This window comes from Rhodocyclus tenuis, from assembly GCF_014197755.1.
GTDB lineage: Bacteria > Pseudomonadota > Gammaproteobacteria > Burkholderiales > Rhodocyclaceae > Rhodocyclus > Rhodocyclus tenuis.
Map to the genome: position 1 here is coordinate 50,172 of NZ_JACIGE010000016.1, position 15,497 is coordinate 65,668.

Annotated in this window: 10 protein-coding genes and 1 tRNA gene; 3 read left to right on the forward strand and 8 right to left on the reverse strand. The window is 66.8% G+C overall.

Features of this window, described 5'->3' with window-relative positions:
• Positions 1 to 9: 9 nt before the first annotated feature.
• From menD to menB, 5 genes are all read right to left on the reverse strand, one after another.
• The gene (gene menD, locus GGD90_RS16815; protein ID WP_153117909.1) at positions 10 to 1,833 is read right to left on the reverse strand and encodes a 2-succinyl-5-enolpyruvyl-6-hydroxy-3-cyclohexene-1-carboxylic-acid synthase; all 1,824 of its coding nucleotides are present in this window, start codon (positions 1,831 to 1,833) and stop codon (positions 10 to 12) included.
• Positions 1,830 to 3,311 carry an isochorismate synthase gene (locus GGD90_RS16820; RefSeq protein ID WP_153117907.1) on the reverse strand — a complete coding sequence of 494 codons (1,482 nt, stop codon included), beginning with the start codon at positions 3,309 to 3,311 and terminating at the stop codon, positions 1,830 to 1,832. The genes menD and GGD90_RS16820 overlap by 4 nt, the downstream gene beginning before the upstream one ends.
• Complete coding sequence (locus GGD90_RS16825) at positions 3,308 to 4,792, reverse strand: class I adenylate-forming enzyme family protein (RefSeq protein WP_184415273.1); 1,485 nt, start codon at positions 4,790 to 4,792, stop codon at positions 3,308 to 3,310. Before GGD90_RS16825 ends, GGD90_RS16820 begins: the two co-directional genes overlap by 4 nt.
• 127 nt (positions 4,793 to 4,919) lie before the next feature.
• A complete protein-coding gene (locus GGD90_RS16830) occupies positions 4,920 to 6,071 on the reverse strand; it encodes an enolase C-terminal domain-like protein (RefSeq protein WP_221227816.1) in 1,152 nt (383 codons plus the stop codon).
• Between the two features lie 2 nt (positions 6,072 to 6,073).
• Complete coding sequence (menB, locus tag GGD90_RS16835; protein ID WP_153117903.1) at positions 6,074 to 6,913, reverse strand: 1,4-dihydroxy-2-naphthoyl-CoA synthase; 840 nt, start codon at positions 6,911 to 6,913, stop codon at positions 6,074 to 6,076.
• A 234-nt stretch (positions 6,914 to 7,147) separates the two neighbouring features.
• Between menB and typA the strand changes: the two genes are divergently transcribed.
• Complete coding sequence (gene typA, locus GGD90_RS16840; protein WP_153117901.1) at positions 7,148 to 8,986, forward strand: translational GTPase TypA; 1,839 nt, start codon at positions 7,148 to 7,150, stop codon at positions 8,984 to 8,986.
• 347 nt (positions 8,987 to 9,333) lie between these two features.
• Here typA and GGD90_RS16845 read toward each other — a convergent pair whose 3' ends face one another.
• Together GGD90_RS16845 and GGD90_RS16850 are read right to left on the reverse strand one after the other, a co-directional pair.
• Complete coding sequence (locus GGD90_RS16845) at positions 9,334 to 9,672, reverse strand: zinc ribbon domain-containing protein YjdM (protein ID WP_153117899.1); 339 nt, start codon at positions 9,670 to 9,672, stop codon at positions 9,334 to 9,336.
• Between the two features lie 130 nt (positions 9,673 to 9,802).
• A tRNA-Asn gene (locus GGD90_RS16850) sits at positions 9,803 to 9,878 on the reverse strand.
• A gap of 58 nt (positions 9,879 to 9,936) precedes the next feature.
• On the opposite strand from GGD90_RS16850, the gene GGD90_RS16855 reads away from it, so the two are divergent.
• Positions 9,937 to 11,736, forward strand: coding sequence for an AsmA family protein (locus GGD90_RS16855; RefSeq protein ID WP_153117898.1), 1,800 nt, complete (start codon positions 9,937 to 9,939; stop codon positions 11,734 to 11,736).
• A 67-nt stretch (positions 11,737 to 11,803) separates the two neighbouring features.
• Here the strand turns inward: GGD90_RS16855 and GGD90_RS16860 are convergent, their stop codons facing one another.
• Positions 11,804 to 13,006 carry an amino acid aminotransferase gene (locus GGD90_RS16860; RefSeq protein WP_153117896.1) on the reverse strand — a complete coding sequence of 401 codons (1,203 nt, stop codon included), beginning with the start codon at positions 13,004 to 13,006 and terminating at the stop codon, positions 11,804 to 11,806.
• Positions 13,007 to 13,182: 176 nt separating this feature from the next.
• Here GGD90_RS16860 and uvrB point away from each other — a divergent pair, with 176 nt between their 5' ends.
• Positions 13,183 to 15,357: an excinuclease ABC subunit UvrB gene (gene uvrB / locus GGD90_RS16865; RefSeq protein ID WP_153117894.1), complete on the forward strand. Its 2,175-nt coding sequence runs from the start codon at positions 13,183 to 13,185 to the stop codon at positions 15,355 to 15,357.
• Positions 15,358 to 15,497: the final 140 nt, after the last annotated feature.

Here is a 15,497-nt window from a genome sequence, read left to right on the forward strand (position 1 = left end):
GGGCCGATTTCATTGGTGCTGTTCCCACCATGCACGATGCCGGGCAACGCTGTGTTCGCGGTCGATCACCGCTTCGATCAGGCAGGGATCGCCGCGCTCGATCGCGGCAAGGCCCAGTTCGAGGGCGGCTGCGAAAGCGCTGCGCGTTGCCGCGCGCTGATAGCCGATTCCCCAGGTGGCCGCCATATGCGCGAAATCGGCGTCCGCCGGCGTCAGCCAGCCGCGGGCGAACTCGGGCAGGGCCGCAGCCGGCAGGTACTCGAAAATGCCGCCGCCGCCGTTGTTGATGACCACGACCAGCAGCGGCCGGCCGCGCGCCAGTGCCAGACCGCCGATGTCGTGCGTGCACGTGAGGTCGCCGACCAGCGCCAGCGTCGGCCCGGCGGCGGCGATGCCGGCAGCGGTCGACATGTTGCCGTCGATGCCGCTGGCGCCGCGGTTGGCAAAGAACGCGAGCGGCTTGCTGCCGCCGCCGGAAAAACTGTCGAGGTCGCGGATCGCCATCGAGGCGCCGCAAAAGACGCGGAAGCCGGCCGGCAGGCGCGCGAGCAACGCCGGAATCAGTACGCCTTCCCAGAAGTCGGCGTCGCTGCCGGGGAGTCGATCTGCTTCGTCGGTGAGCGCTGCAGCAGAATCCGGAGCAGCCAGTTTGGCGGCGAGCGCTTCGGCTGCAGCCTCGGCGCGGACAAAGGATTGGCGCCATGCCGCCGCTGCCGGTGCGTTCACGGCCTGCGTCAGCGCTGCGATGATGTGCAGCGCGTCACCGTGCAGGACGCGTGTCGCCACGTGCTGCGGATCGTTCCAGCGGCCCGGCGGCGCGATGACGATCTGCTCGGCGGCAGCGCAGCCGCTCAGCCACTGCTGCAGCTGTCGCGTCACCGGAAAATCGCCGCAGCGCATTACCCAGTCGGGGCGTGCGCTGGCGACGAAGCTGCTGTCGCGCAGGAAGGACTCCTGGCGGACGCAAAGCTGACTGCGCTCAAGCGCCGCGAAGCGCAATCCGGACAGCGGCTCGGCGAAGAGCGGGCAGTCGAGTGCTGCGGCGAGGGCGAGCAACGCCTCGGCGAACGCCGGCGGGAAGGCACCGCCGCCGCAGACGATGACGCCGCGCCGTCCGGACAGCGAGGCGGCGGTGGCGGCGATTGCCGCCGGGTCGGGCAGGCAGGTCCAGCCGGGCGCGTAGGTGTCGGCGGAAAAAGCTTCGGAGAAGGCGGCGGCCGGCGAGGGCAAGGGCAGTTCCGCCGCCTGCGGCCACTCGCGCGGATCCGCCGCGGGCAACAGCGGCTCGCGGAAAGGCAGGTTGAGGTGCACCGGCCCCGGCTGCGGCGCCAGGCTCTCGGCGACGGCGCGCGCGGCCAGTCGCTGCAGCCAGCCGCTGGCGAAACCCGCCTGCGGTGCTTCCAGCGCGTGGCTGGCGCGTACATGACTGCCGAACAGGCGCAACTGGTCGATCGTCTGGTTGGCGCCCCAGCCGTGCAATTCGGCGGGACGGTCGGCCGAGAGCAGCAGCAGCGGCGTGCCGCCCTGGGCGGCTTCGATCACCGCCGGATACCAGTTGGCCGGCGCCGAACCCGAGGTGCACAGCAGCGCCACCGGCCGGCCGCTCGCCTTGGCGCGGCCGAGCGCGAAGAAAGCGGCGCAGCGCTCGTCGATGGCGACCGTGCAGTTGATCGCCGGCTGCCGCAGGAAAGCCAGCGCCAGCGGCGTCGAGCGCGAACCGGGCGAGATCACCGCGTCGCGGACGCCAGCGGCGGCCAGCGCATCGACCAGCGTCTGCGCAAAATGCAGATTGACGAGGCCATGATCGGTGGCGGGAGTGGCGCTGAGGCTCATTGCGTTCCAGTGCGCGCTGCGCTTTCGTCCGCCGCGAGTGCCGTCGCGGGTTCGGCATGGCTGAGCGCGTCGATGGCGGCAGCGAGCTTGACTTCGGTTTCGGCGAATTCCTGCGCCGGGTCGGATCCGGCGACGATGCCGGCGCCAGCATCGCAAGCGGCGTGGCGGCCGGCGATGCGCGCGCAGCGCAGGGCAACGACGACTTCGCCGTCACCGGTAGCGTCGATCCAGCCGACGCCGCCGCTGTACCACGCCGCGCGTCGCTCGCGACGGGCGCGCAGCCAGGCGCGTGCGGCATGCGTCGGCGTACCGCCGACGGCGGGCGTCGGATGCAGCGCGGCGATCAGCTCGAACAGTCCGACATCGTCGGTCAGCTCGCCGGTGAACACCGTGCGCAGATGCTGCAGATCGCGCAGGCGCAGCACCTCGGGCGTCTGCGATTGCGTCAGCCTGCGGCACAGCGGCGTCAATGCTGTGCGTACCGCGTCGACAACATGGCCCTGTTCGCGGCTGTTCTTGTCGTCCTCAAGGCGCAAGGACGCGGGCGCTGCAGCAGCCGCTGGCGCGGTGGTCGCGTCGCTTGTCTTTTCCGCTGCCGGGCGCGCCGCCCAGGATGTTCCGGCCAGCGCATCGGCGCGGGCGATCCCCGCGGAGAGCGCGACCAGCCGTTCCGGTGTGGCGCCGACGAAAGCGAATCCCGGCCGGCTGACGGCGTAGAGCGTACATGCCGGATGGCGCGCGGCGAGTGCCGCGAGCACTGGCGCGATGGCGATGGCGTGTTGCGCTTCGAGGCGGACGCTGCGCGAAATGACCAGTTTCTGCAGGCGGCCGGCGGCGATGCCAGCCAGCGCGGCGCGCACCCGGGCGATGAAAGCGCGGTCGGCGAGCGGGTTTTCCTGCCGCAGCAGCTGCTGGCCGGCGCTGCGCTCGGCGCGTTTGCCGTGCCGCGAACGACCGAGCGCACTCAGCTCGTGCACCCAGCCGTCGACCGCTGCTTCGCTGTCACGGCCGCTGCAACTGAAGGTGGCGGAGAGCCGGCCGTGCCGACTGACGAGCAGTACGGCCGGAACGACCAGACGCGCGTTCGGCAGCTGTTCCTGCTCCTCGTCGTCGAAAGCGAAGCCCAGATGCGCCGCCGGCTGCAGGCCGGTGGCGTCGGCGTCGCAATGCAGCCAGTCCGCGGTGAGTCCGGCGTAGGCGGCGCGCAAGGCCGGGAAGCGATTGGGGCCGGCGCTGGCGACGATCAGCGCCTGGCCGAGCGCAAGGCGCCATTCGTCGCTTTCCGGGCGCGCCCACCAGAACGCCTGCGCCGAGGTGAAATCGGTATCGAGCCAGTCGCAGCGGCCATAGCCGAGGTCGAGCGTGATGCTGATCGCACCATGCGCCGGCACCCCGGCGAGCAGCGGCGACAGGCGTGCGTTGAGGCGACGACGCAGTTCGCTGCGTTGCGCAACTTCAAGCAAGGGCGGCAGGCTCATGCGGCCTCTCCGGCCATGGCACGCAGCGCCTTGCGGTCGATCTTGTCCATGGCGTTGCGCGGCAGGCGGGCGACGCGCAGCACGCGGCGCGGACGTTGTGCCGAGGCGAGATGCTGGCGCGAAAAATCGTGGACGAAACCCGATTCGGCAGCGCCGACGAACAGCGCCACGAGCAGGTCGCCCCACACCGGATCGGGCAGCGCCGTGACGGCGACATCGTCTACGCCGGGGCAGGCGGCGAGGCGCGCCTCGACTTCGACCGGATGCACGTTGACGCCGCCGCTGACCAGCATGTCGTCGGCGCGGCCGAGAACGACGATATTGGCGCCGTTTGCGCTGGTTTCGATCCGGCCAAGGTCGGAAGTGACGAACCAGCCGTCATGCAGGCCGAGTCCAGGCGTGAGCTCGGGGTTGAGGTAGCCGAGCATGATCTGCGGCCCGCGCAGCGCCAGCCGGCCGTCGGCCTCGACGCGGCATTCGAGGCCGTCGAGCAGGGTTCCGGCTTCGCCTTCGTGCCAGTCATCGATGTTCTCGACACGGGTCGCCGCCTGCGCTGCCGATTCGCTCATTCCCCAGCTCGGCCGCAGCGGCCAGCCGGCAGCGCGCGCGCGCGCGAACAGCGCCCGCGACAGCGCGGCACCGCCGACCAGGGCATGGCGCAGGCGCGCTGGCGGCGCTGCGTCGGCGACGTCGAGCAGGCGCGCCAGCATCGCCGGCGTCAGCGAGACGTGGCTGACATCGCCGCTGGCGATCTCGTGCCAGACGGCGAGGGCATCGAAGCGTTCGTGCAGCGAAATGGCCGCGCCGGCATGCAGGCAGCGGTGAATGATCGAGATGCCGCCGATGTGATTGAGCGGCAGGCAGGCGAGCCAGACGTCGCCTTGCCCGAGTGGCAGCCGCTGCCTGGCCGCATGCGCGGCAGCGGCAAGACTGGCGGCCGAGAGCATGACCGCTTTCGGTGTTCCCTCGCTGCCGCTGGTGGCGATCACCAATGCGGGTTTTTCGTGCTCGGCCGACGCCGCGTGCTCGGCCGACGCCGCGTGCTCGCGCAAGGCGGCAGCGTGGGCGCTGGCGTCAGCGACGCCGTCGGCGAGGGCGGCGGCGGAGAAGTCGCCCTCGCCGGCGGGCAGCGATGCCTGGCGCAAGCGTTTTCCGCCAAGCGCCAGCAAGGCCGGCAAGCGCGTTGTCGCGCTGGCCGGGTCGAGCGGTGCCAGAGCGATGCCGGCCAGCGCGCACGCCAGCGTCGCGCGCAGTAACTCGTCGGTGCCAGCTGCGATGGCGGCGATGTCGCCGGCGGCGAAACCCTGCGCCCGCAGTGAGGCCGCGTCGCTGGCAGCCTGCGCCGCCACTTCGGCGCACGAACGCGTGCCTTGCGCGCTGCGCAGCAACTCCGCGTCGGGCTGCGTGCGGGCGAGTTCGGCGAGGATGTCGGCGAGGGCGTGCATCGGTGCGAGTTGTACCTGTGGGCGTGCGGATGACATGAAAAGCGGAAAAGCCCGTACGCTGGATTGACGCAGCGAACGGAAGACTGAGCGAAGCGCGCGAGCGTAAGCAAAGAGCGGAATTATAACCAGCCAGACGCCACGGTCTCCGGTCGCAGCTGCTTGTTCAGGCGAAGAATGTGTCCAGCGGCTGAAAGCCGAGGCCATGCGCGGCGGGTAGAAACAGCCTGCCCTCGGCGAGTACTGGCGCCGCGCCGGTGTCACTGGCCAGCCAGGGCGAGGTGGCGAGGCCGTGCGTCAGCGCTGCGCTGCCACGGGTGCGGCGCTCGGCGTCGATAACGGCCGCCAGCTGGGCCACGGCGAGGACGCCGCAGGCGCTGTCGACGCTGCTGGTGACGACGACATCCATGCCGCTGGCGGCGGCGCTGCGCGCGAGCGCGAGCGCGGGCAGCAGGCCGCTGTGGCGTGGCGGCTTGACGATCAAGCGATGTACCGGCGGTGCGGAGAAAAAACTCTCGGCCGCGTCGGCAAGCCGTGGCCAGGACTCGTCGATGGCCAGCGGAAATGTCGCCCTGTCCTGCAAGCGACGCAAGGTGGCGAGGAAGGCTGCTTGGTCGGCAGAGTCCGCCAGCGGCTCTTCCAGACTGTCGATCGGCATTCCGGCGCAGGCTTCGATGAATTGTTCCGCGCAGCACTCGTCCCACGCGCCGTTGGCGTCGAGACGCAGCCGGCAATCTGCGGGCAGAAGGGCGGCAAGGCTGCGCAGGCGAGAGGCTTCCGCGGTGGCGGCGGCGACGCCGACCTTCAGCTTGAATACGCGATAACCCTTAGTGATGGCATCACTGATGCCGGCGGCGAGTGCCGTGTCGGAGAGGTGCGCCAGTGCGCCGAGCGTGGCATTGACGGCGACGCTGTCGGTCAGTTCGGGCGCGGGGCGACTCGCACAATTTCGCGCCAGCCAGCCGCGCAGCGACAAGCCGGCGGCTTGCGCCAGCAGGTCAAGCAATGCGCACTCGACGGCTGCGCAAGCTGCCGGCGCCTGCGCGGCGAGTGGCGTCTGCTGCAGGCCGGCAAGCGCGTCTGCGAGCGATTGAGCGGGCAGCTGCTCGCGCCAGCGCTCAAGCGCCTGTCCCGCGACGGCACTCGATTCGCCGACCAGCCCCGGCAGCGGCGCGCAATCGCCGAAGCCGCTGCGCCCGTCTTCGCTGTCGATGCGCAGCAGCCAGCCTTCACGCGCAGTAAAACCTCCGAGCGCGCTGGTCCACGCGGCGACCAGCGGCAGCCGGTAGGCCTGCAGGCGGACGGCGGCGATGCGCACGCCTAGGGCCGGCGGCGGTACTTGGCGAAGTCGGGCGCGCGCTTTTCCAGCCAGGCGTTACGGCCTTCGAGCCCTTCCTCGCTCATGTAGAAAAGCCCGGTGGCGTTGCCGGCAAGTTCCTGGATGCCGGCCAGACCGTCGGTGTCGGCGTTGAAACCGGCCTTGATCATGCGCAGCGCCATCGGCGACAGGCGCAGCATGTCCTGACACCAGCGCACGGTTTCTTCTTCCAGTTCGGCGAGCGGCACGACGGTGTTAACCAGCCCCATGTCGAGCGCCTGCTTGGCGTCGTACTGGCGGCAGAGCAGCCAGATTTCCTTGGCTTTCTTCATGCCGATGGTGCGCGCCAGCAGGCCGGCGCCGAGACCGGCGTCGAAGCTGCCGACACGCGGGCCGGTCTGGCCGAAGCGCGCGTTGTCGGCGGCGATCGACAGATCGCAGACGAGGTGCAGCACGTGGCCGCCGCCGATGGCGTAGCCGGCAATCATCGCCACCACGGGTTTCGGACAGCGGCGGATCTGCATCTGCAGGTCGAGCACGTTGAGATGCGGCGTGCCGTCCTCGTCGTGGTAGCCGCCATCGTCGCCGCGCACCGTCTGGTCGCCGCCCGAGCAGAAGGCTTCGTGGCCGGCGCCGGTGAGGACGATGACGCCGACCTCGCGGTCGAATTGCGCGCGGTGCATGGCGTCGATCAGCTGGCTGACCGTCTCCGGGCGGAAGGCGTTGCGCTTGTGCGGCCGGTTGATGGCGATACGGGCGATGCCGTCGGCGAAGTCGTAGGTAATGTCGGAGTAGCTGGCGCGCGGCTGCCAGGCGAGCGCGGCGCGGATCGGATTGCTCATGTTGGTCATGTTTCTTTCACAAAGCGGCGGTAAAAGCGTGCTGTCGCGAGGCAGGCCGCGCGGCAACACGAGGCGCGTGCAGATTACCGGCTGCGCCGCACCTTGCCAAGGCAGGGGCTTGATGCGGGCGGCTGCGCAAGCGGACGGCCGGAGCTGCGGCAAGCCGATCTTCGTGCGCGACGGCGGTGCTCTGTCTGTGGTAGAATCTGCGCCCTTTTTCAAGGTCTTGCCTACATGTCCCGTCCCGTCCGCAACATCGCCATCATCGCCCACGTTGACCACGGCAAGACCACCATGGTCGACAAGCTGCTGCGGCAGGCCGGCGCCTTTTCAGCGCACCAGCATCTGGTCGAACGGGTCATGGACTCGAACGATCTGGAAAAGGAACGCGGCATCACCATTCTCGCCAAGAACACCGCGGTCGATTACGAAGGTGTGCACATCAACATCGTCGATACGCCGGGACACGCCGACTTCGGCGGCGAGGTCGAGCGCGTTCTGTCGATGGTCGACGGTGTGCTGCTGCTGGTCGATGCCGTCGAAGGCCCGATGCCGCAGACGCGCTTCGTTACCAAGAAGGCGCTGGCGCTTGGCCTGCGCCCGATCGTCGTGATCAACAAGGTCGACCGCGACGGGGCGCGGCCTGAATGGGTGGTCGATCACACTTTCGATCTCTTCGACAAGCTCGGCGCCAGTGACGAACAGCTCGATTTTCCGGTCGTTTATGCGTCAGCGCTCAACGGTTTCGCGACGCTCGATCTGGCCAAGCCGTCGCCGGACATGCGGCCGCTGTTCGATACCATCCTAAGCTACGTGCCGCCGCCCGAAGCCGGCGAAATCGACGAGCCGTTGCAACTGCAGATTTCGGCACTCGACTATTCGAGCTACGTCGGCCGCATCGGCATCGGCCGCATCCAGCGCGGCAAGCTGAAGTCGGCGCAGCAGGTGACCGTGCTCTACGGCCAGCCCGACGCCAACGGCAACTTCGAACACGGTTCGCCGAAAAACGCCAAGGTCAATCAGGTCTTCGGTTTCCGCGGCCTTGAGCGCGTTGCGCTCGATGAGGCGCTGGCCGGCGACATCGTGCTGGTCACCGGCATCGAGGAGCTCTCCATCGGCTGCACCATCGCCGACACCGAAAAGCCTGAAGCACTGCCGATGCTCAAGGTCGACGAGCCGACGCTGAACATGACCTTCATGGTCAACACCTCGCCCTACGCTGGTACCGAAGGCAAGTTCGTCACCAGCCGGCAGATCCGCGAGCGCCTGCACAAGGAATTGCTGACCAATATGGCGCTGCGCGTCGAAGATACGCCCGACAGCGACAGCTTCATTGTTTCCGGCCGCGGCGAGCTGCATCTGACCATCCTGCTCGAATCGATGCGTCGCGAAGGTTATGAACTGGCGGTCGGTCGTCCGCGCGTGATCTACAAGGAAGTCGATGGCGAGCGCCTGGAACCGTGGGAACTGCTCACCCTCGACGTCGAGGAAACGCACCAGGGCGGCGTCATGGAAGCGCTCGGCTATCGTCGCGGCGAACTGCAGGACATGGTTTCCGACGGTCGCGGTCGCGTCCGTCTCGAATACAGCATTCCGGCGCGTGGCCTGATCGGCTTCCAGGGCGAGTTTCTCAACCTGACGCGCGGCACCGGCCTGATGAGCCACGTCTTCGACGACTATTCGCCGGTCAAGGGCGAGATTCCGGGTCGGCGCAATGGCGTGCTGATCTCGGCTGAACACGGCGAAGCCGTCGCTTACGCCTTGTGGAAGCTGCAGGACCGCGGCCGCATGTTCGCCGTTCCCGGCGATCGCCTCTACGAAGGCATGATCATCGGCATCCACAGCCGCGAGAATGATCTCGTCGTCAATCCGATCAAGGGCAAGCAGCTGACCAACGTGCGCGCTTCGGGTACCGATGAAGCCGTCCGTCTGGTGCCGCCGGTGGCGCTGTCGCTGGAAAGCGCCGTCGAGTTCATCGACGACGACGAACTGGTCGAAATCACGCCGAAGAGCATCCGCATCCGCAAGCGTCACCTGAAGGAACAGGATCGCCGCCGCGCGCAACGCGACTAGGCGGCAACGGGGGGCCGCGTCTTCGGCCCTCGCTCTGCTTCGTTTGCAGTGGAGAGGCGCTTCGGCGCCTCTTCGCGTTTCTGGCCTTTCCTGGTATCTGGCCTGGCCAGGCCAGCTAGCGGCGAGCCAGGGAAAACCGGGGAAAAGCCGGGAAAACCCCCGCGTCTGGCCAATATTCGATATTTTCGCCAGGCAAGCGGTTTGAAACAGCGCCTCTGCAGCCTTTCCTGTTCAACTCTCGCTCCCTGAAAAGCAAAAAACCATCCCGCAGGATGGCTTTCGCTTGGCTGACATTGCGGCCGCGGCCGCGCCCAGCAGGCATCGGCAATTCCGACTGCCGCAGGCGCTTACGCCTTTTTCACGAATTCCGACTTCAGGCTCATCTGCCCGATGCCGTCGATCCTGCAGTCGATGTCGTGGTCGCCGTCGACCAGGCGGATGTTTTTCACTTTGGTGCCGACCTTGACTACCAACGAAGATCCTTTAACCTTCAGGTCCTTGATCACCGTGACCGTGTCACCTTCCTGAAGGGCGTTGCCGTTGGCATCGTATACGACGCGTGGCTGATCGGTGCTTTCGCTGGCGGTACTTGACCATTCGTGCGCGCACTCGGGGCAAATGTAGGTGCCCTTGTCTTCGTAGGTGAATTCGGAATTACACTGCGGGCAATGGGGCAGGGTGCTCATGAAGGTCTTCCGGGAGGGGCGGGTCTGTGCCGGAATCGCCGGCAATACAGAGCACGCCAATGAAACGCAAAAATGGAACTTTGAAAAGCAAAAAGCCAACCCCGAAGGATTGGCTGAATGCTTGAATCTTTGGCTCCCCGACCTGGGCTCGAACCAGGGACCTACGGATTAACAGTCCGGCGCTCTACCGACTGAGCTATCGAGGAACAACGAAGCGCGCATGATAAAGATGGATTGCAGTTTCGTCAACAATTCCGGGAAAAAATGGATTCGTCTCTGATTTTCGAAAAAACGGCGGCTGGCGAGGAGGCGATGCACCAGCGCACGCGCGTCGTTCAGCGCAACCAGCGCATGGTGCTTATCTTGGTTGACGGCAAGTCCAGCGTGGCCGAACTGTGCACGCGCGCCGGCAACATGGAAATGGTCGAACGGGCACTGGCCGAGCTTGAACAGGGCGGATTCATTCAGGTACGGGCAGAAACCGGCTCGGCATGGGAGCAGCGCCGGCAGGCGGTGCGAGAGATTGGCTCGGCGGCGCTGGAGCAGGTGTCGCAGTTTTCGACCTTCAGCCAGAAGCCGGCGGAGCTGAAGGCCAGGCGCAGTGAATCGCCGGCTGCCAGCGGCGCTGATGACAGTGCCAGGCCACCGGCCGCTGCGCGCGCGGAGCCGGGCTTGGCGGATCTGCCGGTCGAGGATATTTCCATTTTCGGTCTCGAACCCGATTTCAATCCGCCACCGGTTGCGCCTGCAGCGGCAGAGCCGCGCGGCGGTTTTCTCTCGGCGCTGCTGACGGGCAAGGGCTCCCCGGATAAGGTGCACATCAAGCCGATCCGGCGCGGCAATCGCGAGCCAGCGCTCGGCTGGCCGGCGCGCATCGGCCTGGCTGCGGGTGCTCTCGCCGTACTGCTCGGCTTGCTCGTATTTCTGTTCCCTTACGAGCGTTATCGTCCCGAGCTTGAAGCGAGCTTGTCGCGGCTGGCCGGACAGCCGGCAACGGTCGGCGCGCTGCGTGTGAGTTTTTCACCAAGGCCCGCGCTGGAGCTCGACAACGTGCGCGTTGGCGCCGATGGCCACGCACTGCGCATTGGCGCCGTGCGCCTCGTGCCGACGCTTTCCGCGCTGGCCGGTGGCGACCCGGTCTTCCGTGAGCTGCGCATCACCGGCGCCAGCGTGCCGGCGGAGATGCTTGGCGTGCTGGCCTCTGTTTTCGGCAGCGGCATCAGTGGCAGCAATCTGCGTTTCGAACGGGTGATACTCGAAGGCCTTACTCTCGATCTCGGCGGCCTGACGCTGCCGGCGATGGACGGAGAGGTGCAGCGGGCGGCGGACGGCAGTTTCGCCACGTTAAATCTGCAAACACCCGGGCGCAGTCTGCAACTGACGGCGCAAGCGCGCGATGCGGCATTCGCGCTGACGCTTGAGGGCAGCAATTGGCGGCTGACGAACGCCTCGCCCTGGCTTTTCGACTCGCTCGTCGTCAAGGGCGTTCTCCAGGGGCGGGCTTTCGCCATCAGTGAAATGGAGTTGCGGCTGCTCGATGGCATTGTGCATGGCACGGCGCGTGTTGGCGGCGAGGCTACGCCCTTGCTCAGTGGCAGCATCGACTTCGAGCGCATCAGCGCGCGTCGCTTCGGTCAGGCACTCGGCCTTGGCGAACTGCTCGCCGGAGACATCGACGGGCGCTTGCAGTTTGTCGCACGGGCGGCTGAGTGGAGCGATCTGCCGGCAGCGCTGGAGGGCAGCGGCAGCGTCGCCGTCAAGCGCGGCAGCGTGATCGGCATCGACCTCGCCGAGGCGGCGCGGCGGGTATCGAAGAAAGCGGTGGTCGGTGGCTCGACGCGTTTCGAGCTGCTCACCGCCAACCTTCGTCTGACGCCGGATCTGGTGCGCTTCAATCCCTTGGTGGTCAGTTCCGGGCTGATGCAGTCGGTCGGCCGCCTTGATGTCGACCGGCAGCTCCGCCTCTCGGGCGCGATCGATATTGAAATGAAGGGAACGAACCGCCTGCGCGTGCCGATGAGTTTTGCCGGCACACTGCGTTCGCCTGAACTCGATCTGCGCTAGCTTGAAACGAAAACGCCGGCTGCGAGGGCGTTCCCCGCAGCCGGCGTTCTGATTGGCAAGGCTTCGCTCAGAGCACCGCGGCGATCGCGTCGGCGACGTAGTCGATGTTCTTGGTGTTGAGCGCTGCCAGGCAGATACGGCCGGTGCTGACGGCGTAGATGCCGTATTCCGCCTTCAGCCGTTCGACCTGCGCCGCCGACAGGCCGGTGTAGGAGAACATGCCGCGCTGGCGGACGACGAAGGAGAAGTCCTGCGCGACGCCGCGCGCGGCCAGCTTGTCGACCAGACCCGTGCGCATCGCGCGGATGCGCAGGCGCATGCCGGCGAGTTCGTCTTCCCACTGCTGGCGCAGTTCGGTGCTGGCGAGAACACTGGCGACGATGGCGCCGCCGTGCGTCGGCGGGTTGGAGTAGTTGGTGCGGATGACGCGCTTCAACTGCGACAGCACGCGTGCGGACTCGTCGCGCGTGGCGGTGACGATCGACAGTGCGCCGACGCGTTCGCCGTAGAGCGAGAACGACTTCGAGAACGAACTGGAGACGAAGAACTGCAGGCCGGACGCGGCGAACAGGTCGAGTGCGACCTTGTCTTCGGTAATGCCGTCGGCGAAGCCCTGGTAGGCCATGTCGATGAAGGCGACCAGATTGCGTTCGCGGATCGCTGCGATCACTTCCGCCCATTGCGCAGCGTCGAGGTCGGCGCCGGTCGGGTTGTGACAGCAGGCGTGCAACAGGACGATCGAGCCGGGCGTCAGCGTAGCCAGACAGGCCTTCATCGCCGCGAAATCGACGCCGCGCGTGGCAGCGTCGTAGTAGGGGTAGGTGGCGACCGGGAAACCGGCGGCTTCGAACAGCGCACGGTGGTTTTCCCAGCTCGGGTCGCTGATGTAGACGGTGGCGTTCGGCAGCAGCTGCTTCAGATAGTCGGCGCCGATCTTCAGCGCGCCGGTACCGCCGAGCGCCTGCGCGGTGACTACACGGCCATCGGCGAGCAGCGCCGAGTCGGCGCCGAAGATCAGCTTCTGCACGCCCTGGTTGTACGCCGGCGTGCCTTCGATCGGCTGATAGCCGCGCGGCGGGGCAGCTTCGAGGCGCGTCTTTTCGGCGGCGCGGACGGCGCCGAGCAGCGGGATCTTGCCGTTGTCGTCGAAATAGACGCCGACGCCGAGGTTGACCTTGGTCGTGCGCGTATCGGCGTTGAAGGATTCGTTGAGGCCGAGGATCGGGTCGCGCGGAGCCATCTCCACGGCGGCGAAAATCGAGGAAGTCATTAGCGCTCCTGTTGGCGCAAGTGCACGCCGTTAGTGCAGCGCGCCGGCGACGGCCAAAAGACGCCGTGCTTCGCGCCGCGATTTACGAAATAATGCGGAACCTCCGGCTGCCGCCTGGCGCCCAATGCGAGGTTGCCATCCGGCCAGCCGGCCGTGAAAAACCCGCGAATTCTACCATGCCCGAAACATCGAACCCTGCGCCGTCTGCCCCTCTGAAGTCCTCGCGGCCCGCCCGCGCCGCCAAACTGCCGCCACCGGCCGAACCCGGCGCAGTCTTGCCAGCCGGCGAGAATCCGGTCGTCACTTTTCCCGGCAGTCCTTTCCGCCTGCACCTGCCTTTCCAGCCAGCCGGCGACCAGCCGGAAGCGATCCGTCTGCTGATCGAGGGGATCGACGACGGCCTGCTCTACCAGACGCTGCTTGGCGTGACCGGTTCGGGCAAGACCTTCACCATGGCCAACGTCATCGCGCGTATGGGCCGGCCGGCCCTGATCCTGGCGCCGAACAAGACGCTGGCGGCGCAGCTGTATTCGGAGTTCCGCGAGTTCTTCCCGGAAAACGCCGTCGAGTACTTCGTCTCCTACTACGACTACTACCAGCCCGAGGCCTACGTGCCGGCGCGCGATCTGTTCATCGAGAAGGATTCGTCGATCAACGAGCACATTGAGCAGATGCGCCTGTCGGCGACGAAAAGCCTGCTCGAACGGCGCGACTGCATCATCGTCGCGACGGTGTCGTGCATCTACGGTATCGGCGACCGCGACGAATACCACCAGATGATCCTGACCATGCGCGTCGGCGACCGCATGGGCCAGCGCGAGATCATCAAGCGTCTGGCCGAGATGCAGTACGAGCGCAACGAACTCGATTTCCATCGCGGCACCTTCCGCGTGCGCGGCGATGTCATTGATGTCTTTCCGGCCGAACACGCCGAACACGCGATCCGCATCTCGCTCTTTGACGACGAAATCGAGGGCCTGCAGCTGTTCGACCCGCTCACCGGCCATCTGCAGTCGAAGATGGTGCGCTTCACCGTCTTCCCGTCGTCGCACTACGTCACGCCACGCGGCACGGTCGTGCGCGCGATCCAGGCGATCAAGGAGGAGTTGCGCGAACGCATCGCCTTCTACCATCGCGAGCAGAAGCTGGTTGAGGCGCAGCGCATCGAGCAGCGCACGCGTTTCGACCTCGAAATGCTCGACCAGCTCGGTTTCTGCAAGGGCATCGAAAACTATTCGCGCTACCTCTCCGGGCGCAATGCCGGCGAGCCACCGCCGACGCTGCTCGACTACCTCGCGCCCGACGCGCTGATGTTCATCGACGAGTCGCACGTCGCCATTTCGCAGGTCGGCGGCATGTACAAGGGCGACCGTTCGCGCAAGGAAAACCTCGTCAATTATGGTTTCCGCCTGCCGTCGGCGCTCGACAACCGGCCGCTCAAGTTCGAGGAATACGAGAAGCTGACGCGGCAGACGATCTTCGTTTCGGCGACGCCCGCCGAGTACGAGCGCACGCACCAGGGGCAGGTGGTCGAGCAGGTGGTGCGGCCGACCGGCCTGATTGACCCGGTGATCATCGTCCGCCCGGCGACGACGCAGGTCGACGACCTGCTCTCGGAAATCCGCAAGCGCATCGCCGTCGGCGAGCGCGTGCTGGTGACGACGCTGACCAAGCGCATGTCGGAAGACCTGACCGATTACCTCGGCGAGCAGGGAATCAAGGTGCGCTACCTGCACTCGGACATCGATACCGTCGAGCGCGTCGAGATCATCCGCGACCTGCGCCTCGGCGAGTTCGATGTGCTCGTCGGCATCAACCTGCTACGCGAAGGCCTCGATATTCCGGAAGTGTCGCTGGTGGCGATCCTCGACGCCGACAAGGAAGGCTTCCTGCGTTCCGAGCGCTCGCTGATCCAGACCATCGGCCGTGCCGCGCGCCACCTCAACGGCACGGCAATCCTCTACGCCGACCGCATCACCGACTCGATGCGGCGTGCAATGGCTGAAACCGAGCGCCGGCGAACGAAACAGATCGCCTTCAACCTCGAGCACGGCATCACGCCGAAGGGCGTCACCAAACGCATCAAGGACATCATCGACGGCGTGTACGACGCCGACGGCGCGCAGCGAGAGCTGAAGGCCGCACAGCAGCAGGAAAACTACGCCGCGATGAGCGAAAAACAGCTGTCGCGTGAGCTGAAACGGCTGGAAAAGGAAATGCAGGAAGCGGCGAAGAACCTCGAATTCGAGAAAGCCGCCGCCGCGCGCGACGAACTCTTCCGCATCAAAGCGCTGGTCTTCGGCGTGGCGGTGCACGACGAAGCGCCGGCACCGGCGGCCTCCCGGCCCTGATTGATGATCGGTCCGCTGGCGTCACCACACTGGCAGGACTCCCCCCGTTACAGGTCCTTACACAAGGCGGTAGGCCACACTCCCGGCAAGCGCGTTATTGGCTCAGAACGCGCGCTTTTACGAGTTTTGTCAGGAGAGTG